Origin of the sequence: Mesorhizobium sp. M8A.F.Ca.ET.207.01.1.1, from assembly GCF_004794715.1 — a bacterium.
GTDB lineage: Bacteria > Pseudomonadota > Alphaproteobacteria > Rhizobiales > Rhizobiaceae > Mesorhizobium.
Genome location: NZ_SRUS01000580.1, coordinates 1 through 283, shown reverse-complemented (window position 1 = coordinate 283; position 283 = coordinate 1). Strand labels below are relative to the sequence as shown.

1 protein-coding gene is annotated in these 283 nt (G+C 61.8%); it reads right to left on the bottom strand.

Annotated features, from left to right (window positions below):
• Positions 1-55 precede the first annotated feature (55 nt).
• Positions 56-283: phosphopantetheine-binding protein (locus EN850_RS35920; protein ID WP_136093097.1), on the bottom strand; the 228-nt coding region annotated here is incomplete at its 5' end.

Here is a 283-nt window from a genome sequence, read left to right as displayed (position 1 = left end):
ATGCTGACGATGCGTTCGAACAGTTCATTCTTGGTCATGGCAATTCCTGGCGCCGTTACGACTGGCGGGCGGCGACGAACTCGCCGAGCGCGCGCCCGCTGGAGAAATGGCGACGGGTTTCTTCCGAATCGGCCGACAAGCTGACACCGTACTTCTTCTGCAGTGCCAGGCCCAGCTCCAGCGCGTCGATCGAATCCAGGCCGAGGCCCTCGACGAACAGCGGCGCGGTCGGATCGATGTCCTCCGGCGTGATGTCCTCCAGCGAAAGGGAGGAAATGATCAA